Source organism: Salinibacterium sp. NK8237 (assembly GCF_015864955.1).
In the GTDB taxonomy this organism is placed as follows: domain Bacteria; phylum Actinomycetota; class Actinomycetes; order Actinomycetales; family Microbacteriaceae; genus Rhodoglobus.
Genome location: NZ_JADYWE010000001.1, coordinates 590,746 through 610,241 on the forward strand (window position 1 = coordinate 590,746; position 19,496 = coordinate 610,241).

18 protein-coding genes are annotated in these 19,496 nt (G+C 62.4%); 14 read left to right on the plus strand and 4 right to left on the minus strand.

What is annotated here, in order from left to right:
- Positions 1–142 precede the first annotated feature (142 nt).
- The 3 genes from I6E56_RS02860 to I6E56_RS02870 all read right to left on the minus strand — a co-directional run bounded on the left by I6E56_RS02860 (position 143) and on the right by I6E56_RS02870 (position 2,812).
- The gene (locus tag I6E56_RS02860; RefSeq protein WP_197135904.1) at positions 143–1,147 is read right to left on the minus strand and encodes a DUF1648 domain-containing protein; all 1,005 of its coding nucleotides are present in this window, start codon (positions 1,145–1,147) and stop codon (positions 143–145) included.
- On the minus strand, positions 1,144–1,494 hold the full coding sequence (locus tag I6E56_RS02865) for a GntR family transcriptional regulator (RefSeq protein WP_197135907.1): 351 nt from the start codon (positions 1,492–1,494) through the stop codon (positions 1,144–1,146). Before I6E56_RS02865 ends, I6E56_RS02860 begins: the two co-directional genes overlap by 4 nt.
- Before the next feature lie 64 nt (positions 1,495–1,558).
- Positions 1,559–2,812: a sodium:proton antiporter gene (locus tag I6E56_RS02870; protein ID WP_197135909.1), complete on the minus strand. Its 1,254-nt coding sequence runs from the start codon at positions 2,810–2,812 to the stop codon at positions 1,559–1,561.
- Between the two features lie 89 nt (positions 2,813–2,901).
- On the opposite strand from I6E56_RS02870, the gene I6E56_RS02875 reads away from it, so the two are divergent.
- The 13 genes from I6E56_RS02875 to I6E56_RS02935 all read left to right on the plus strand — a co-directional run bounded on the left by I6E56_RS02875 (position 2,902) and on the right by I6E56_RS02935 (position 16,586).
- Positions 2,902–4,224 (plus strand): TDT family transporter, encoded by a 1,323-nt coding sequence (locus I6E56_RS02875; RefSeq protein ID WP_231606217.1) that lies wholly within the window; start codon positions 2,902–2,904, stop codon positions 4,222–4,224.
- A 152-nt stretch (positions 4,225–4,376) separates the two neighbouring features.
- Positions 4,377–4,976 (plus strand): biotin transporter BioY, encoded by a 600-nt coding sequence (locus I6E56_RS02880; protein ID WP_197135912.1) that lies wholly within the window; start codon positions 4,377–4,379, stop codon positions 4,974–4,976.
- Between the two features lie 148 nt (positions 4,977–5,124).
- A complete protein-coding gene (locus I6E56_RS02885; protein WP_197135914.1) occupies positions 5,125–6,759 on the plus strand; it encodes an ABC transporter substrate-binding protein in 1,635 nt (544 codons plus the stop codon).
- Positions 6,744–7,715, plus strand: coding sequence for an ABC transporter permease (locus tag I6E56_RS02890; RefSeq protein WP_197135916.1), 972 nt, complete (start codon positions 6,744–6,746; stop codon positions 7,713–7,715). The genes I6E56_RS02885 and I6E56_RS02890 overlap by 16 nt, the downstream gene beginning before the upstream one ends.
- Positions 7,712–8,593: an ABC transporter permease gene (locus tag I6E56_RS02895; protein ID WP_197135918.1), complete on the plus strand. Its 882-nt coding sequence runs from the start codon at positions 7,712–7,714 to the stop codon at positions 8,591–8,593. Before I6E56_RS02890 ends, I6E56_RS02895 begins: the two co-directional genes overlap by 4 nt.
- Positions 8,590–10,263 carry an ABC transporter ATP-binding protein gene (gene nikE, locus I6E56_RS02900; protein ID WP_197135920.1) on the plus strand — a complete coding sequence of 558 codons (1,674 nt, stop codon included), beginning with the start codon at positions 8,590–8,592 and terminating at the stop codon, positions 10,261–10,263. The genes I6E56_RS02895 and nikE overlap by 4 nt, the downstream gene beginning before the upstream one ends.
- Positions 10,264–10,267: 4 nt before the next feature.
- The gene (locus I6E56_RS02905) at positions 10,268–10,882 is read left to right on the plus strand and encodes a TetR/AcrR family transcriptional regulator (protein WP_197135922.1); all 615 of its coding nucleotides are present in this window, start codon (positions 10,268–10,270) and stop codon (positions 10,880–10,882) included.
- Positions 10,883–10,983: 101 nt separating this feature from the next.
- Positions 10,984–11,634 (plus strand): hypothetical protein, encoded by a 651-nt coding sequence (locus I6E56_RS02910; protein WP_197135923.1) that lies wholly within the window; start codon positions 10,984–10,986, stop codon positions 11,632–11,634.
- Between the two features lie 113 nt (positions 11,635–11,747).
- Positions 11,748–14,342 carry a valine--tRNA ligase gene (gene valS, locus I6E56_RS02915; protein WP_197135925.1) on the plus strand — a complete coding sequence of 865 codons (2,595 nt, stop codon included), beginning with the start codon at positions 11,748–11,750 and terminating at the stop codon, positions 14,340–14,342.
- A gap of 64 nt (positions 14,343–14,406) precedes the next feature.
- Complete coding sequence (locus tag I6E56_RS02920; protein WP_197124097.1) at positions 14,407–14,886, plus strand: GNAT family N-acetyltransferase; 480 nt, start codon at positions 14,407–14,409, stop codon at positions 14,884–14,886.
- On the plus strand, positions 14,886–15,116 hold the full coding sequence (locus I6E56_RS02925; RefSeq protein WP_197135927.1) for a hypothetical protein: 231 nt from the start codon (positions 14,886–14,888) through the stop codon (positions 15,114–15,116). Before I6E56_RS02920 ends, I6E56_RS02925 begins: the two co-directional genes overlap by 1 nt.
- Positions 15,117–15,177: 61 nt before the next feature.
- Positions 15,178–15,732, plus strand: coding sequence for a hypothetical protein (locus I6E56_RS02930; RefSeq protein WP_197135929.1), 555 nt, complete (start codon positions 15,178–15,180; stop codon positions 15,730–15,732).
- Complete coding sequence (locus I6E56_RS02935; protein ID WP_307842745.1) at positions 15,726–16,586, plus strand: PKD domain-containing protein; 861 nt, start codon at positions 15,726–15,728, stop codon at positions 16,584–16,586. Before I6E56_RS02930 ends, I6E56_RS02935 begins: the two co-directional genes overlap by 7 nt.
- Positions 16,587–16,626: 40 nt before the next feature.
- On the opposite strand, the gene I6E56_RS02940 is transcribed toward I6E56_RS02935, so the two are convergent.
- A complete protein-coding gene (locus tag I6E56_RS02940; RefSeq protein WP_197135931.1) occupies positions 16,627–17,418 on the minus strand; it encodes a class I SAM-dependent methyltransferase in 792 nt (263 codons plus the stop codon).
- Between the two features lie 23 nt (positions 17,419–17,441).
- On the opposite strand from I6E56_RS02940, the gene I6E56_RS02945 reads away from it, so the two are divergent.
- The gene (locus I6E56_RS02945) at positions 17,442–19,466 is read left to right on the plus strand and encodes a M3 family metallopeptidase (RefSeq protein WP_197135933.1); all 2,025 of its coding nucleotides are present in this window, start codon (positions 17,442–17,444) and stop codon (positions 19,464–19,466) included.
- Positions 19,467–19,496: the final 30 nt, after the last annotated feature.

Here is a 19,496-nt window from a genome sequence, read left to right on the forward strand (position 1 = left end):
ACGGGCTTACCCGCTCGGTTCTACCGCCGCCTGCTCCCCCGCCGAAGCTGAAGTTGAGATGGTTTCTTCCGAACGCTCCCCGGTGATAGCCGGTTCATAGCGTGTGGCAGCAATGATACGCGAGTTAGCTGACCGTTGAGCGCTATTTCTTGGCGATAGTAGCGAGCGTTTCTGCTGCCAGCTGAGCATCGTGCATTGTGACGATGAACTTCTTGCCGTTCATCCGCGTCACTTCGATGGCATCACCTTTGGAGAGAACGATGCCACTGCGGCCATCGGGAGCCCAACGCCAGCCGTAGCCACCGAATTCGCCCATCGGGTTGACGTCGACGACGGCGACGGACTCGATCTGGTTTGGCGCGATGGTGGTGCGAGGAAAGCCCAGAGCGGAGCGGACCTTAAGCCCACGCTGATCGATTGTCACACGCCACGAAAGAGTGCTGACGGACAGTGCGATCACGAAGAGTCCGATGACAGCGGGCAAGAGGAGTTCGTCGGGATTGCTGACCGCCTGCACTGCGAGGGCAATGGCCAGAGCGGCGAGGGCAGCACCGACGATAATCACGACGCCGGGACCAACGCGCGTCGTGGTGGAGAAGTGCACGCGTTGCGTTGTAGCACCCTCGATGGGCTTCGCGGTGACCGGGGTCGACTGAATGTACTCGGCGGCAGGAAGCATGAGCCAGGCGAATAAGGCCATGATGAGCGCGATGGGGAACGCCGCGAGCGCAATTCCCGCAATCGCAGGAGCGTTCTCAGCATTCTCCAGCCCGCGCTGAACAGCTAGCGAGCCTGCCGCTGTGACGCTGAGCGAGATCGACAGGAACATGGATGCGGCGACGAGAACTTTGTGCCCCCAGAGCATTCCACCGTTGGGGCCGCCCTTCCAGCTGGCGAAGGCGGCGAGAGCGGCGAACACCAGTGTCATCAGTAGCGGCAACACAATCACACTGCCCACGGTGGAGTACCCATCTGGGCCGGAAGTGCCCCAGTGCGACGCAACCGGGCTCGGAAGCTCGGGAATCCACAGCGCCATGATGAAGGCAGCGGTCAGCGCAATCACGAGGGGAATCACCACGCCGATCACAATGATGAGACGGCGGTTGCGTGAGAGTTGGGGCGAAACGTTCTCGGCGGGAAGGGTCATTGGTATTCCTCTCGGATGAGCGCGGTAAGAGTAGCGAGTGAAACCTTTTGGGTGCGCGCTTCAGCAACAATGGCGGTGATGCCGTCGGCAAGCGAATCGTAACTCTGGGCGGTGGCGGCAACGATTGCTCCACGACCGCGGCGGAGTTCGATGAATCCCTCGTCGCGCAATTCTTGGTAGGCGCGTAGAACGGTGTGCATGTTCACGCCGAGAGAGCTGGCTAGTTCCCGCGCGCTGGGGAGCCTCTCCCCTGCCGTGACGGTCTTGTCGATGACGGATTGGCGGATGCTTGCCGCGAGTTGCTCGAAGAGCGGCGTTTCTGACGCGGGATCCACTCGAACTAGCATGACGCCATCATAGTTGTTCTAGTTTGACTAGCACAAGCGCACTCTAGGTGGCTCGACGTCCGTCTCAGAACCGCCGGCGTGCTGGCATCTCCTGCACATGCTTCAACTCCGCCGCGGATGCCGGTGCCGAGCTCAGGTGGCGTGCGAGTTGGGCGGTCCACGGGCTAGCCGTCGCGCCGTGCGCAAAGACACTGACGAGGATTGTCCACACCGCAACGGAGAACACGGTGTCGGCGACGGAGCCGCTCAGCTCATCGAACACTAAGAGGGCGAACAGAATCGAGGCGAGTCCCCGCGGCCCGAACCAGCCGATGAAGAGTCGGGTTTCGAAGCGGGTGCCCGACCACGCCATCGAGATGAGCACGGGAACCATACGCACCACCGTCAATGACAACACGACGTACAGCGCGATTTGCCACGTGAGGGATGTCAGAATCGGGGCCGCGAGTACCGCACCGAACACCAAGAACGTGATTGAGCCCAGGAGCTCGCCCTCATCTTCGGTGAAATCCTGAACGTCCTTGCAATGATCACGCGCGACCGCGCTGAAGGCGAGTCCAGCCACAAACGCGGCAATGAACCCGTTTCCTCCGACAACCCCGGCGCCAGCATAAGCCGCAACGGCGATGGCGATGGTCGCGAGTTGGCGATAGATACCGTCCACCTGCCCGGCGCTCGACGCGCGACTCAGCAGCCACCCACCAATAGCCCCAACGGCACCGCCCATGAGGATGCCGAAACCGATCTGCTGGGCGGCAAAAACGCCCCAGCTTTCGCTTGAGGCCACCCCGGTCTCTGCCGCCGCAACGGCGAGAAAAACCGTGACAACCGGAACCATGATTCCGTCGTTCAAGCCGCTCTCGACGTTGAGGGCTTGCCGAATCCGAACCGGCAACCGTTTATCACTGACGACCGCTTGACCGAGGGCGGCATCCGTCGGGGCAAGAATCGCAGCGATGAGCGCAGCTTCGATAAAAGTGAGTTGGTCGAAGAGAGCCGCAGCCGCCACCGCACCGAGCACAATCGTGAGGGGAAGCCCGATGCCCAGCAAGCGCAGCGGAAGCAAGACCTGCTTGCGCAATGCCCGAAGATCGATGCGCACCGCATCCGTGAAGAGCACCAGCACCAGCGTGGCTTCGACCAAGATCGACACAACGTCGCTCTTGAGATCAAGGTGAAACCATTGCGCGCCCGCCGTGCCGAGCAGAATGCCCACGGCAGTGAAGACCATCGGCGCCGTCACGGGAGACAACGACAGCCGTTGCGAGACCATCGCAAAGGCGAACACCACAACGGCAATGATCACGAGCTCTGTCATGGTTCCTCCAGTGCGGGGCTAGGCGCAGAATGCCCCGAAGCTGAGCACAAACGGTGCGCGCCACCCCGGGGTGGCTCAAGGCTACGGGAATGCCGCACGAATACACGCGGTTGCACCGGTGGGCCGACACACGTCGACTCTTCGACGTTCAGAAACGACTCATGAGCAGCCAGATTCCTCGCCCCCACGACGCGAGCATCCCGACCGGCACCAGCAGCACTGACGCCGGTGCCGTTGCACGCGCCCCTGCCGTGCGCGCTCGGCGCCGCCTGCTCCTGCGCGACCTCAACAGCCCTCGTGACGTGATCTCGAACATCAGCCCCAACTGGTTCGCCTCCGTGATGGGCACGGGAATCGTGGCGAACGCCGCGGCAACTCTGCCTCTCATCGCCCCACAACTCCACGTGTTTGCGAGCACCGTCTGGGTGATCGCGACTGTCTTGCTCCTCGGGCTTATCGCCGCGAGCGCAGCTCACTGGATCGCCCACCGCGAGGTTGCGCTTTCGCACCACCGGCATCCAGCAATGGTTCATTTCTACGGTGCACCGCCGCTGGCAATTCTCACCATCGGCGCTGGTGCTTTGCTCTTCGGCCCCGACATCATTGGAGCGGATGCTGCGCTCACCGTTGCGCTTGTGCTGTGGTCAATCGGCACCGTGCTCGGCCTCGCCACCGCCGTAATTGTGCCGTTCTTGACCTTCACGTCGTCAGCCATCACGGATCAATCGCCGTTCGGAGGCTGGATCATGCCCGTGGTCCCGCCCCTGGTCTCGGCAGCAGCCGGTGCACCACTCATCCCGTTCTTGCCTGAGGGCGAGGCTCGATTGACGATGCTGCTGGCCTGCTACGCGATGTTTGGGCTCAGCATGATCGCTACCGCCGTGATCCTTCCGCTGATCTGGGGTCGGCTAGCACGACACAACATCGGCAATTCGGCCGCAGTGCCAACTCTCTGGATTGTGCTTGGCCCGCTCGGCCAATCCATTACGGCCGCGATTGTTCTTGGGGCTGTCGCCCCCTCCGCGGTGTCTGCTGAGCTCGCCGAGGCGCTCAGTTTCTTCGGCTTCATTTACGGCGTCCCCACGCTCGGTTTTGCACTTCTCTGGACGGCGCTCGCAATCGCCATGACCGTGCACACCGCCCGCCGCGGCTTGCCGTTCAGCCTCACGTGGTGGTCGTTCACCTTCCCTGTCGGCAACATGGTGGTGGCGTTGAGCGTGCTCGCCGTGGCAACCGGTTCCGCAGTGCTCGAGGTGATGGCACTCGTGAGCTTCGTAGCTCTGGTGGGCGCCTGGGTGCTCGTGGCGCTGCGCACCTTTGCGGGAAGCGTCATCCGCGGCACTTTATTCTTGGCGCCTCCGGTCGTGGGCGAGGCGACAGCCGTTGCCGCACCAGCCACTCCGACGGCGTGAGAATCGCGATTGTTACGCATCACACAAATTTGAGCAGGATTGTTAGCACGAGGCGCACACCGATGCCCGCGAACTATGACTAGGGTTATTCAGGCACCCGCCTATTCAGGCAGGTCTCTCTACAGTTCGCAGACAAAGGAAAGGAGCGTCGCGTGTCGACTCTCACTTTGACCCTCGGCCGTCCCACGCTTGCCGACACCGTCTTCTCTCGCAGCCTCGCGACTGACATCACTCTCGTTAGTGCTGGCGCCGCACTCACCGCCGTGATGGCTCAGGTTGTCGTGCCGCTCTATCCTGTGCCGATCACCGGTCAGACACTTGCCGTTCTCCTTGTCGGTGCGTCACTCGGCGCTACCCGCGGCGCGATCTCGATGCTGCTCTACGCGCTTCTCGGCATTGTCGGACTGCCCGTCTTCAGCGAGGCTTCGTCGGGATTCAGCGTTATTGCTGGCACCACCGGTGGCTACATCATCGGCTTTATCTTCGCTGCCGGCTTCACCGGCTGGCTCGCCCAGCGCGACTGGGACAAGAAGTTCCTTGGAGCAGCGCTCTCGTTCCTCGGCGGAACCGTCGTGACCTTCGCCTTCGGACTCACCTGGCTCGCCATCGCGACGGGCGGCACGTTCGAGCAGGTTCTCGCGTGGGGTCTCTACCCCTTCATCATTGGTGGACTTATCAAGGCCGGTATCGCCGCAGCCGTGATCCCCACCACGTGGAAGATTGCCACCAAGTTCTCGCGCAAGCAGGACTAGCGCACACTGAATTAGCTTCACCAACCGGGTCGGTTTTGCTCACGCAAACCGGCCCGGTTTTTTGCCCAGTTGGACTTAATGTACTCAGTTCAACAATAATTGAGTGTCTCGCACCCGAGCAGCCTTCCTCCCTCACAAAAGGATCCCCGTGAACGCGCCCCGCATCCTGTTCCTCCCCCTCTCCATTGTGGCCAGCGCCGCGCTGCTTGCCGGATGCACGGCCACTACCGAACCCGCTGCCGAACCTGTTGATGGTGGCACGCTCGTCTACGCGACCGGGGATGCTGAGCCCGGCTGCCTCGACCCACACGTCGGCGGAAACTATCCGCAGGGGCTCATCAGCACGCAGTACCTCGAATCGCTCGTCTCGAAGAACAGCGACGGCGAGATCATCCCGTGGCTCGCAACCGACTGGACCGAAAGCGCAGACGGCCTCACGTGGGACTTCACCCTGCGCGACGACGTGAACTTCACCGACGGCACACCGTTTGATGCCGACGCCGTGAAAGCAAACATTGAGCACTTGAAAGACCCCGAAACCGCTTCGTCGACGGGCTACCTCGCCGTGGGCAAGATCGACGGAATCGAAGCCGTTGCCGCCAACCAGGTGCGCTTCACGCTGTCTGCGCCAGACAGCGCGCTACTCGAATCGTTCTCGCAGCCGTGGGTGAGCATCCAATCCCCCACCGCGCTCGAGCGCGACCAGGCTACCAACTGTGAGAGCCCCGTGGGCACCGGCCCCTTCATCGTGACCGATTGGGTCAAGCAGCAGTCGGTCACCCTCGAACGCAATCAGGACTACAACTCGGCTCCCGCTGACGCCGAGCACACCGGTGCTGCCCGTCTCGACGCTATTGAGTGGCGCTTCATTCCGGATGCCGCCACGCGCTACGCTGCCCTGCAGTCGGGCGACGTTGACGTGATCGACAACGCGCAGCCCAACAACATCTCGTCCGCCGCCGACGTGGCCACGATCGAAGAACTCGATGCGCCGCGCCCCGGCGCCGCCAACCGCATCGAACTGAACTCGGGCAAGGCGCCGTTTGACGACATCCGGGTGCGCGAAGCCTTCATCCGGTCCGTGGATGTGAACCCCGGCATCGAGAGCCTGTTCTTTGGCACGGCCGAACGTTCGTACTCGGTGCTCTCGAGCGTTGAGCCCGACGGCGTTTCGCTTCCCGACGTGTTCACCACCGACCCAGAGGCGGCAGCAGCGCTCCTCGACGAGGCAGGCTGGGACACGATCGATTCCGACGGGTACCGCACGAAAGACGGCGAGCGCCTGAGTCTGACGTTCCCGATCAGCACGAACCAGTCGATCCCCGCTGAGCAGTCACTGTTTGAGCAGATTCAGGCTTCCGCTAAGGACGTCGGCTTTGAGGTCATCCTGCAGCCCACCGATTTGTCGTCGTGGTACGGCGCTCTGTTCACGAACGAGTACAACCTCGTGAGCGCTCCGTACACGAAGGTCGGTGCTGACGTGCTGCGCATCCTGTACCACTCCGACTCGATCATCCCGGCTCCGAGTGGTTACTACGCGAACCTGGCCCAACTGAGCGACCCCGCGCTCGATGAGATTCTGACAACGGCCAGCGAAGTCTCGGATGCCGCTGAACGCCAGGAACTCTACGCCGAGGCTCAGTCGATCATTGTCGACGGTTTCTATGTTCTGCCCTTGTATGACCAGCAGAATCACTACCTCTACAGCACGAGCGTCGAGGGCTTCCGGGCGCTGCCTCCCGTTGCAGCGCCGACGTTCTATGACGCGTGGTTGAACAACTAGCGAGCCGCCCCCGCACGCGGTCGCTGGGGTGGATCGCGCGCCGGGTGGGCGGTGGCGTGTTCGTCTTGTGGGCTGTCGCGACTGTCATTTTCTTTGCGCTGCGATTGATTCCGGGCGATCCGGTGGATGCAATTCTGGGCGGCCCCGGTTCTCAAGCGTCCGCCGAAGCCCTGGCTCAGATTCGCACCGACTACGGCCTCGACCAGCCGCTGATCGTTCAGTATTTTCTGGCGATGGGCAAGCTCGCGGTCGCCGACTTCGGCACGTCATACGCGCTCAAGGTGGCGGTGGCTCCTTATGTACTGACGCAACTCTGGTCGACGCTCGTGCTCACGCTGGCCTCCCTCGTAGTGGCCTGGCTTGGCGCCCTTGCCCTCACGCTGGCTACGAGCGGTCGCGATCGCGTTGCGCGCGCGTTGGGGTCCGGGCTCGAACTCTTGGCGGCTGCCGTGCCCCATTTTTGGTTGGCATCGCTGCTCATCATTCTGCTGAGCAGTACGTTGCACTGGCTTCCCCCGATTAGCGTCCCCGGCCCGCTCGGGCTCGTGCTGCCCGTGCTCACCCTTGCGTTTCCCCTCACGGGCTTCCTCGGCCAAGTGATGCGCGAGTCGTTGGCTAACGCCTACGAACAACCCTTCGTGCTGTCAGCTCGGGCACGCGGCGAAAGCGAATGGGGTGTGCGGCTTCGTCACGTTCTGCGCCATGCGGCTCTTCCCGGCATTTCCCTCTCCGGTTGGGCCTTCGGCTCGCTGCTGAGCGGCGCTGTGGTCGTCGAGACAATCTTTGCCCGTCCCGGCCTCGGCCGAACCTTGTTGAGTGCCGTTACGATCCGCGACATTCCCGTCGTCACTGCGGTTGCCCTCGTCTCCGCGCTCACCTTCATCCTTGTCACCATTGCGACGGATCTCATTGATCGCATAGTCGACCCTCGCGTAACGGAGGTGGCAGCACGATGACCGAAATCTTGGCTGGCCGACTCTCGCAGCCTGCGGGACGCACTCCCGGCATCCGGGGCCCCGGCGGGTGGCTTCGCAACGCGGGCGTCATAATCGCACTGGCCGTGCTGGCGCTTATTCTGACCGCTGCTCTCGCGCCGCAACTCATTACGACCGCTGACCCGGATGCGGTTGCCCCCGCCGAGGCCTTCCAGTCACCATCGGCTGCCCATTTCTTCGGCACCGACGAATCCGGTCGCGACGTCTACACGCGCGTTGTCTTCGGAGCCGGAAACTCCCTGCTCATCGGAATCGCCGCCACCGCGGTCGGGCTGGGGCTTGCCCTCATTCTCGGCTTGCTGGGCGGTCTCGGCAGCAGACTCGGTGACTTCGTGAGCACCCGCATCGTCGAGGTCATGTTTGCTCTTCCCGGCTTGCTGCTCGCGCTGGTGTTCATCGCGATCGCCGGGCCCGGCGTGGTCACCTCGACCGTGGCGGTGGGCCTCTCGACCGCGCCCGGCTATGCGCGCATCATCCGCAGCCAATTGCGCAGCGTGCGCAACGCCAGCTACGTGGAGGCCGCAACGGTGCTCGGCCATTCACGAACCCGCATCGTGTGGCAGCACATTCTGCCCGGAGCGCTCTCCCCCATTTTTGTGCTCGGCACCCTCGGCGTTGGCCAAGCGATTGTCTGGGCATCCTCGCTCGGCTTCCTCGGCCTCGGTGTTGCCCCGCCCGCCGCCGAATGGGGCGCGATGCTCTCCAGCGGCCGCACCTACATCGACGTCGCCTGGTGGCTCACCGTCTTCCCCGGTCTCGCCATCGTTGCTACCGCCGCATCATTCACGGTGCTCGGTCGCGCTCTCAACGCCCGCACCCGTCAGGAGGCCCGCGGATGACCGACTCCCCGCTCCTGCGCGTGAGCAACCTCAGCGTGCACTTCGACCGCACCGCCAGCCCGGCCGTTGATGGCGTGAGCTTCGACGTCGCCGCTGGCGAATGCCTTGCCATTGTCGGAGAGTCGGGATCAGGCAAGAGCGTCACGGCCCGTTCCCTGCTCGGGCTTGCACCCGCCGGAGCCCACGTGAGCTTCAGCGAGTTGAGTCTGGCGGGAGAAAGCCTTCCGGCACCCGGTGCTCGACGGTGGAGGACGATTCGCGGAGCATCCATTGGGCTGGTGTTGCAGGATGCGCTCGTGTCGCTCGACCCGCTGCGCCCGGTCGGACGTGAGATCGATGATGTGCTGCGGTTACACACCACCCTCAGCCAGCGCGAACGTCAGGCTCGTGTGCTTGAGCTGCTGGATGCCGTGGGCATTCCCGATCCTGCGCTGCGAGCCCGGCAACGCTCCGGCGAACTCTCGGGCGGGCTGCGCCAACGCGCCCTCATCGCTGCCGGAATCGCGGCCGGCCCTGCCCTCATCATCGCCGACGAGCCCACCACAGCTCTCGATGTCACGGTGCAAGCTCGCGTGCTCGACGTGCTGTCGTCACTGCGCAACAACGGCACCGCCATGATCCTCATCACCCACGATTTGGCCGTTGTCTCGCGCATTGCCGACCGCGTTGCCGTAATGAGCGAGGGGCGCATCGTCGAGACCGGTGAAACGAAGGCCTTGCTCCGAGCGCCCACGGCAGCGGCGACCCAACGGCTGTTGGCGGCGATTCCGGTTGACGTGCCGCGCGGCGTTCCTCTGACGCTGCCATCGCATGCCGAAGCTGTCACATTTCCCGACACTTCCGCGAGCGCCGGGGCTGCTGTCACGGCGGCTGCTGCCACGGCTACCGCTGCTGGTTCACTGCTACCCGCGCTTGAACTGCGCGGGGTATCTCGCCGCTATCCCACCCCGCACGGGGCGGCAATTCAAGCGCTCGATAACGTTTCTCTCACGCTCACTTCCGGCACCACTCTGGGCCTTGTCGGTCAGTCTGGCTCCGGCAAGACCACCATCGCGCGCATCGCCCTTGGACTGGAGACGGCCGACAGTGGCGAAGTGCTACTCGCGGGCCACGAGTGGGGGTCACTCAGTGCCCGCGAGCGCCGCCCGCTGCGTCCAACGCTGGGTGCCATCTATCAGGATGCCTTGAGCTCGTTCGATCCTCGCTTGAGCGTCGAACGCATCCTCACCGATGCGTTGAGCGCTGGAGCATCCGCACACCACCAGTCGCTGACGACACCAGACGAGTTGCTCGATGCTGTTGGGCTGCCTCGCGCGGTGAAGAACCGTCGCCCGCTGCTCTTGTCGGGAGGTCAGCGTCAGCGGGTGGCGATCGCCCGCGCGCTCGCGCCGGGGCCGCAGACGATCCTCTGCGATGAGCCGGTGTCGTCACTGGATGTCTCCACTCAGGCCCGCGTGCTGAATCTGCTCGACGAGTTGCAGCGCCACCTGCACCTCAGCTATCTCTTCATCTCTCACGATCTCGGCGTGATTCGCCACATGAGTGACCGGGTCGCCGTCATCAACGAGGGCCGCATTGTGGAGACGGGCCCGACGGATGAGATCTTTATCGCACCACAGCATCCGTATACCCGGTCGTTGATTGCGGCCCTCCCGCGAGTGAGAGGATGATGCGGTGACACCTCCCCGCACTCCCACCCGTGGTCGCCCGCCCGCAGCATCCCGCGAACTCCTGCAAGAGGCCGCGTTTGAGTTGTTCGTTGAGAATGGGTATACCGGCACGACTGTTGACCAGATCGCGACCCGCGCGGGCGTCAGCCGCAATACGTTTTTCAACTATTTCGAGGCCAAGGGCGAAGTCTTTTGGGTGGAGTTGGATGCCGCGACCGAGCGATTGAAGGCGGCGCTGGCTGATCAGCCGACTGACGTCCATGACGCGGCATCCGCCCCACTCGCTATCCGTCAGGCGATGCTGCGTTCGCTGGCCGAGCTGGAATCGCGCCACGTGCCCTTTGTGCTCACCCAGTACGACCTGATCGGTAGCGCGACGGAACTGCAGGCGTCAGCGATGAGCCGTTTTGCGACCCAGGCTCGCCTGCTGAGTGGCTTCCTCGAGCGCCACGGGGCGGATTCGGCGACCGCGCGCACGCACGCCTACGCTCTCATCGCATGTGTCGTCTCGGCTGCCCAAGAGTGGGCCAACGCTGGTCCGCAACGCGGACGACTCGAACCCTTCGTGCACCGTGCGTTCGACACTGCTCTCGCACCCCTTCCAACGCCCGATCGCTGAACTGCACGGTGGCTGAGACTCTCTCGACAGAGGGCGAAGGTCGGGGTTAGGCTTCAGCCACGCTGGACTGCTTGCATGATCCCCCATCTTGGAGCTACGCCATGAGTGACGATCAACCGACCAAACGTTTCGATGTTCAGAATGATGACGCGCCCACGGTGCGGTTCGAGCCAGCGGGAGCAGCCCCACCTCCGGGTGGCGGGGAGCCACCGATCGAACCTCCGACATCTCCGGAGCCCAAGTCACGCAAGCTCCTCATTATCCTGTCGATCATTGGTGGGGTGCTGCTGATCGCGGTCGTCATCATGCTGACGTTGCTGTTCTCTCGCGGGGCTGGCGGCGACATCACGCCAGTGCCAACGGAAAGCCCTTCGGCCACTCCGAGCGAGACTCCCACTCCTAGCGCGTCTGCCTCGGAGGAAGCAGAGCCGAGCGCTGAACCGACGACTGCTCCGCCGCCCGCAACCGCGAGCCCGTCATTCGTCACATTCAGCGCGCCCACCAGCGCAAATTGCACCGACGCGAATCCGACAAGTCAACTCACCTTCGCCTGGAGCAGCACTGACGCGACCATGGCGTGGTTCGGAGTGCGCACCACTAACGCGAAAGAGGAGCCCTATGAAGAGGTTCCCACCACGGCGACCTACACCTTCGATTACCAGTGCAGCAACGAGACCGAGATTTATACGGTGACGCTCGAGGATGCGGCGGGAAACCTCACCCACAAAACAGTCACGGTGACAAAGAACTAGACGTCCTCGCGCGGCGCGCCTAATACGACGCTGTCCGTTACGATTGGTACTACACCTCACACTCAGGCACCTCTTCTTTGACTCGGTGCCGCACATATCGAACCGGAGTAATTATGTCGTCGAGCGTTCCCGAAAAACCTGCCCTAGAAGGCCTCGAAGACAAATGGGCTCCCGTGTGGGAGAACGAAGGCACCTACCGCTTCGATCGCCAGAAGGCGCTCACCGAGGGGTCTGACTGCGTATTCTCGGTCGACACTCCCCCGCCGACGGCATCCGGAAGCCTGCACATTGGCCACGTCTTCAGCTACACCCACATGGACTTGGTTACTCGCTTCCAGCGCATGCGCGGCAAAGAGATCTTCTACCCGATGGGCTGGGATGACAATGGTCTGCCCACCGAGCGTCGGGTTCAGAACTACTACGGTGTGCGCTGCGACCCCACTCTCCCCTATGACGAAGGCTTCGAGCCTCCCCAGCAGGGCGGCGAAGGCAAGTCGACGAAGGCTGCCGCGCAATTGCCGATTTCTCGTCGCAACTTCGTTCAACTGTGCGAGACGCTGACCGCCGAAGACGAAAAGCAGTTCGAAGACCTCTGGCGCCAGCTTGGTTTGAGCGTTGACTGGAACCTCACCTACCGCACCATCGGCGACGACGCTCAGCGTGCTGCTCAGCGTGCGTTCTTGCGCAACCTTGACCGCGGCGAGGCCTACCAGGCGTTCGCTCCGACGCTGTGGGATGTCACGTTCCGCACCGCCGTTGCCCAGGCCGAGCTCGAAGACAAAGAGCAGCCTGCCGCGTACCACCGTCTTGCTTTCCACCAGGCGGATGGCGACGACATCCACATCGAGACGACGCGCCCTGAGCTTCTGCCGGCGTGTGTTGCGCTCGTGGCTCACCCCGATGACGAGCGCTACAAGCACCTCTTCGGCACGATGGTCACGACGCCGATTTTCGGTGTTGAGGTTCCGATTCTGGCCCACCACCTTGCGCAGCAAGACAAGGGCTCGGGAATCGCGATGATTTGTACGTTCGGTGATGTCACTGACGTTGTCTGGTGGCGCGAGCTTGACCTGCCGAACCGCACCATCATTGGTGCCGACGGTCGCATCATTGCCGAGGCTCCCGATGTCATCGTGGGCGACGCCGCTCAGGCTGCGTACGGCGAGCTTGCGGGCAAGACGGTCTTCAGCGCGAAGGCTGCCATGGTTGCTCTGCTCAAGGAGTCGGGCGAAATGATCGGCGATGCCAAGCCGATTCAGCATCAGGTGAAGTTCTTCGAAAAGGGCGACAAGCCTCTCGAGATCATTTCGACGCGCCAGTGGTACATCACTAACGGCGCCCGCGATGAGAAGCTCCGCAGCCGCCTTCTTGAGGCCGGCAAGCAAATCAACTTCACCCCCGACCACATGCGGGTTCGCTACGACAACTGGGTGGGTGGCCTCACCGGCGACTGGCTCATCTCGCGCCAGCGCTTCTTCGGCGTTCCGATTCCCGTCTGGTACGAGCTCAATGCCGAGGGTGAAAAGGGTGCCCCGATCGTTCCGAGCGAGGCATCGCTGCCGATCGATCCTTCGTCGGATACCGCTCCCGGCTACACGGAAGACCAGCGTGGTGTTCCCGGTGGTTTCGAGGGCGAACTCGACATCATGGATACCTGGGCCACGTCATCACTGACCCCGCAGATTGCTGGTGGTTGGGAGACCGACCCCGAGCTCTTCAATGTGGTCTTCCCCTACTCGCTGCGCAGTCAGGGCCAAGACATCATTCGTACGTGGTTGTTCTCGACCGCGCTGCGTTCGGAACTCGAGCACGGAACAGTGCCGTGGAAGAACGCCGGCATCTCCGGCTTCATCGTTGACCCCGACCGCAAGAAGATGTCGAAGTCGAAGGGCAACGTTGTTACGCCCAAGGGCATGCTCGATGACCACGGTTCGGATGCGGTGCGCTACTGGGCAGCATCCAGTCGCCTCGGTACTGACGCAGCGTTTGACCCGCAGAACCCGAAGCAGATCAAGATCGGTCGCCGACTCGCGATCAAGGTTTTGAACGCGTCGAAGTTCGTTTATTCGTTCCCGGCGCCCACTGTTGCTGCGGGCTCGACTGCGGTAGTTACCGAAGCGCTCGACCTCGAAATGCTCGCCGAGCTAGCGTCGGTCGTTGACCAGGCCACCACGGCTCTGGAAAATTTCGATCACGCCAAGGCACTTGAAACCACGGAGAAGTTCTTCTGGACCTTCTGCGACGACTACCTCGAACTCGTGAAGGAACGTGCCTATGGCGCCGGAACTCCCGAAACGCAAGCAAGCGCCAACCGTGCGTTGCACACCGCCATCGACGTGTTCTTGCGTCTCTTCGCGCCCTACCTCCCCTTCGCTACCGAAGAGGTCTGGCGCTGGACGCACGACACCTCAGTGCACTCCGCTTCGTGGCCGACCGCCGACGAGCTCGGTGTCACGGCACAGCCGAGCGGACTGTTCCACGCGGTTAGCCAAGCGCTCATCAGCATCCGTCGCGCTAAGACAGACGCGAAGGCTTCGCAGAAGACTGAAGTGACCTCGGCTACCCTCGCGGGCCCAGCCCTGATCGCTGCCGCCATCGACGATTTGAAGGCTGTGGGCCGCATCCACGACCTCACGATTGTTGAAGCGGAAGAGATTGAGGTTCGCGACATCGTTTTGGTTGAGGCAGCACCCGAAGCTTCGGCCTAAAGTCCGGCAAAGGGTTCGGCGTCGAGTTCGGCGTCGAACCCAAAAACCGCGTATTGTTGAGTAAATGACGAACTCAGAGAAGCCTTCGTACACCGTTCGCGATATTCAAGAAACCGATTTCGAAGTGTGGAAAGACCACTTCGTCAACTACGGAGTGTTCTACGAAACCGAGTTCACCGATGCCATCGTTCAGGGTGTTTGGGAATGGCTCATGGATGACTCAGCACAGCTCAACGCGGTCGTTGCTGTAGCTCCTGAGGGCGCTCCCGATCCCGGCATTGTGTGCGCCTTTGGTCTCTACCGTCGTCTGCCCGATACTTTCACTGCTTCGTGGGGTTGGTTTATGGATGACCTTTACGTCGACCCTGAGCACCGTGGTGCCGGAGTTGCCGGAACGATCATCGACGACATCGCTGCGCGTGCCGCAGAAGATGGTGGCGGAAAGCTCCGCTGGATCACCAACAAGGAGAACGACAGCGCCAAGCGTCTCTACGACAAGGTCGCGGACCGCACGTCGTGGATCTTGTACGAAAAGAGCGTGTAGTGCAGCTCGGCACACGATGGTCGGTCGGCGCAGCGGTGCCCGATCGTCTTTCCGCAGAAATGCGCGAAGCGATCGCCGGCGTTGAAGCGGATGTCGCCCACCTCGATACGAGCGCGTGGCGCTGGACGCTCACGTGGCTCGAATCACGCCCCGTCGCCGAACTCGACGACGGCACCATCGTGCGCCAGAGTGCCGACGGCAGCGTTTCAGTAGAAGAAGCTGCCTCCTAGCCTCTACTCCTGTTGTGGACAGTTGAGCGCTCACTTCGCGTTGAATGCTTAGCGTCGTTGTATGCGGCTACCGAACCTCGTCCGACTCTCGATAGGCACGCTCCTCCTCGCAACGCTGAGCGGATGCGTGCCTTCCGAAGTCACCACCCCGGCAGAGCCGACCTCCACCTTCGTTGCGCCCTACGCGACCGACGAAGAAGCGCTGGCTGCGGCTGAAGCGGCGTATGCGGAATATACGCGGGTGGTCGGTGAGATTCTGCAGGATGGCGGGGCCGACCCGACACGCCTCGAGTCCGTCGCGGTGGGCCCCTTTCTGGACGCGTCCGTCGACGGGCTAGAGGAATTCGCAGCTAAAGGTGGTCACGCATCCGGAGATGTTCGCAACAACGGGTTCGAACTCCAAAGATATTCTCCCCGTGGCAGCACCGCTGAGGTCATCACCGTCTATTTGTGTTCGAACGTCTCAGGTTTAGACCTCACAGACCACGATGGAAATTCGCTAGTTTCCGATGATCGACCTGACGAGTCGACCATGCAGGTCACGTTCGATTTCAGCGTTGAACGTGAATTGCTTCTGGTGTCCGACGTGGAAGTCTGGAGCGCTGGGGAGTGCTAAAGACTCTTCTTTCGATTCCCGTTTTGGGACTTCTCGTCATGTTGCTTGTTTCAACCGAAGCTAGCAGCGCCTTCGCGGACGAGCCTACTTGCGGAGCGCTTTCGTACTATGACGGTAGCTGCCCTACCTATGATGTCGGGGATGACAGCATCGAACTCGGTGCTTCCGCTGAGGTGCCCGGCACCGGCGGCTCCTCTGGCGGCAGCTACGGCTACGACACCGGATACGACACCGGATACGACACCGAAGGTGCCGCCTACATTCCCGTCGACGATGAGCACGACAGTGTCGAGGAAGCCTGGTGCGATATCCAACGCTTCGAGTGCGCACCCTGGACCCCGCCGGCCGAGGACGCCGATGGTGAGACCGGCCCGATCACTATCTCCGACATCGCCACTTTCCGCCCACAAGCAACCACTGCGGGCATGCAACCCAACCAGTGGATGATCGTCGGCCTCGACACCAACTTCTACGCCAACGCAACCGCCCATGTCATCGACGGCACCCTCTTCGGCGGTACCGCCCAAGTGCGATTTACTCCGGTCACTTACAACTGGGACTACGGCGACGGCAGCACCGCCGCCACCAGTAACCCCGGCAGGACTTGGGGCAAATACCGGATCGCCGAATTCGATCCAACCCCCACCAGCCACGTGTTTGAAGAACCCGGCAACTACACGATCACGCTCGCCGTTACTTACGCGGCCGAATACCGTGTCGCCGGCAGCCGCTGGCAGAACGTCGTCGGAACCCTCACCATCGTCGTCCCACCCCTCGCCGCCACCGCGGGCCACGCCACTACAGTTCTTGTCGACCAAGACTGCATCGCCAACCCCACCGGCATCGGCTGCTAGCTAGCTTCACAAACCCCGAGATTCGAGAAACTGCGCCCGCTCACACTCGCGCCACAACCTCACCGTGCGGCATCGCCATCCACCCCTCCGGCGAATCAGCCCACTCGCGCCACGCAGCGCTAATCTCCTGCAGAACATCCTGAGTCGCCAACGACTTGCTCAGAGCGTCCTCGGCGAATGCCGACTCCAGCACTCGCGCCTCCCACATGCTCCCCCACCACTCCCGGTCGATGTCGTCGGAAAAATTCCAGATCGATGCCGACGTTGTGACGTCAGCCAATCCGGCCTGCATCGCCCACGACTTCAGCCGCCGACCCGCATTAGGTTCTCCCCCATTGCTGCGGTGTACCGCGTCGTACACGTCAGCCCAGACCTTCAGCCCCGGCAGTTCGGGAAAGCAAATAGTTCCCGCATAGTCGACATCGCGCACCGCAATCAGCCCACCGGGCTTGGCAACCCGCTTCATCTCCACAAGAGCCGCGACCGGATCGCCCAAATGCTGCAGAGTCTGATGTGAGTGCACGAGATCGAAACTGTTGTCCTCGAACGGCAGCGCATACGCGTCCCCCACGATGAAACTGAGGTTGTCGGCAGTGAAAGCCGACGCTTTGTCGATCACTGCGGGAGCAGCATCCAAACCAACAACACGGCCAGGAGCCAAACGTTCAGCCAATTCGGCCGTGATCGTGCCCGGCCCACACCCGATATCAAGCAACGAAAGCCCTGCCTCAAGGTGCGGCTCGAAGTACGCCGCCGAGTTGGCAATGGTGCGCCACGTGTGAGACTTCAAAACACTTTCGTGATGGCCGTGGGTATAACGCTCGCTAGTCATACTGACGAGAATAGAGTGGATGCATGACCAATCCTTTCTTTGAGCCCAGCACGCTGCCCTTCGGCATGCCCCCCTTTGCCGATATCGAAGATGAGCACTTCGCACCGGCCTTCGACAAAGGCATGGCAGAGCAGCTCGCAGAGATTGAAGCGATCACCTCGCAGGCCGACGCACCCACGTTCGAGAACACCATGATCCCGCTCGAAAAGAGCGGCCAGCTGCTCAACCGGGTTGCCACCGTGTTCTTCAACAAGACTTCCGCCGATGGCGATGCAGCATCGGATGCACTCGAAGAAGTCATCGCTCCCCAACTTGCCGCGCACAATGACGCCATCAGCCTCAACAGCGCGCTCTACGAACGCATCCGCAGCATCCGTGAAGCACTCGACGACACCGAGTTGGATGCCGAAGCCCGCTACCTTGTTGAGCGCTATTTCACCGAGTTCACGCTTGCCGGCGCCGGCCTCTCCGAAGACGCCAAAGCGACCCTTCGCGACTACAACTCGCGCCTCTCGACCCTCACCACGAAGTTCGAAAAGAACCTGCTTGCCGACACCAACGATCTTGCGATCGTGGTTGACAGCATCCAGGAGCTCGATGGTCTTGAGCCGTCAGAGATCTCTGCCGCTGCCAGCGCGGCCAACGATCGTGGTCTCACGGGCAAATACCTCATCACCTTGATTCTGCCCACGAACCAGCCGCACCTGTCGGTGCTGAAGAATGCGGATGTTCGCGGCCGGGTGATGGCGTCGTCACGTTCGCGTGGCATCCGTGGCGGCAAGTTCGATAACCGCGAGCTCGTGTTGGAGATTGCGAAGGTGCGTTCGCAGCGTGCGGCCCTTCTCGGCTACGAAAGCCACGCCGCCTGGGTTACCGCCGACGAGACAGCCCAAAACCCGCAGCGGGTCGCTGACATGCTCGGCAAGCTCGCTCCTGCCGCGGCACGCAATGCGCGCGAAGAGCACGCTGCCTTAGAGAAGCTCGCGGGCACCGAAGTGACCGCAGCGGACTGGGCGTTCTATGCCGAGAAGGTGCGCGCCGAGCAGTACAACGTCGATACCACCCAGATGCGCCCCTATTTTGAGGCCGAGCGCGTGCTGCGCGACGGAGTGTTCTTTGCGGCGACCCAGCTGTACGGGGTTACCTTCACCGAACGTCGCGACCTGCCCGCCTACCACCCCGACGTTCGCGTCTTCGAGGTCACGAACGAGGATGGCAGCGAGGTCGGCCTTTACACTCTCGATCTCTACACGCGCGACTCGAAGCGCGGTGGAGCGTGGATGAACTCGCTCATCTCGCAGTCGGATCTGCTCGGGCATCCGGTGATCGTCACCAACAATCTGAATGTGCCGAAGCCTGCTGCTGGCGAAACGACGCTCCTCACCTACGACGAGGTCAACACGCTCTTCCACGAGTTCGGCCACGCGCTGCACGGGCTTTTCGCTCGCGTGACGTACCCCAAGTTTGCGGGAACCAACACGTACCGCGACTTCGTCGAGTTCCCCAGCCAGGTCAACGAAATGTGGATGCTCTGGCCCGCGGTTCTCGACAACTACGCCAAGCACTACAAGACCGGCGAGCCCATGCCCCGCGAGATTGTGGAGCGCATCCAGGCCAGCGCCGCGTTCAATGAGGGGTTCCTCACGAGCGAATACCTCGCCGCCGCCCTCATCGACCAGGCCTGGCACCGCATAGCTGCCGACGACGACGTGACGGATGTCGCGGCCTTCGAAGCACAAGCGCTGGCCGAGGTCGGTCTCAACAACCCCGCGGTGCCGCCCCGGTACTCGAGCACCTACTTTCAGCACATCTTCGCGAACTCGGCCTATGACGCGGGTTATTACTCCTACATCTGGAGCGAGGTCCTCGACGCCGACACGGTCGAGTGGTTCACCGAAAACGGTGGGCTCACCCGTGCCAACGGCGACCGCTTCCGCTCGCGACTGCTGGGCGTGGGCGGCTCCAAGAACCCGCTCGAAGCGTTCCGCGACTTCCGCGGCCGTGATGCCGAGCTGCAGCCGCTGTTGAATCGTCGAGGCTTGAACTAACGGGGAGAGCGTGGCGTCGATGCCGTGGCG